Source organism: Planktothrix serta PCC 8927, assembly GCF_900010725.2.
GTDB lineage: Bacteria > Cyanobacteriota > Cyanobacteriia > Cyanobacteriales > Microcoleaceae > Planktothrix > Planktothrix serta.
Genome location: NZ_LR734959.1, coordinates 1 through 206, shown reverse-complemented (window position 1 = coordinate 206; position 206 = coordinate 1). Strand labels below are relative to the sequence as shown.

The 206-nt window shown below is 51.9% G+C and carries 1 protein-coding gene; it reads right to left on the bottom strand.

Going from position 1 to position 206, the window contains the following annotated elements:
- The coding region (locus PL8927_RS28255) for a hypothetical protein (protein ID WP_197047602.1) at positions 1-206 on the bottom strand (206 nt) is incomplete at both ends.

The following is a 206-nucleotide window of genomic DNA, read 5'->3' as shown; positions in this document are numbered from 1 at the left end:
GCTTCTGCCGCGACGCTGTAATTTCCGGCTTCGTTACTATCCCAGCTACCTCCCGGTGCGTTAATACGATAGGTCGCCGTGCGAGGAGTACCATCGCTATTGGTATCGACACTCACAAAGTTTGCAAGTTGCTCAAACCCATTCGGCCCAGTGACGCGCACATCTTGACTATCGAGACTGGAAACTTTCACCGCTTGATTATCGCT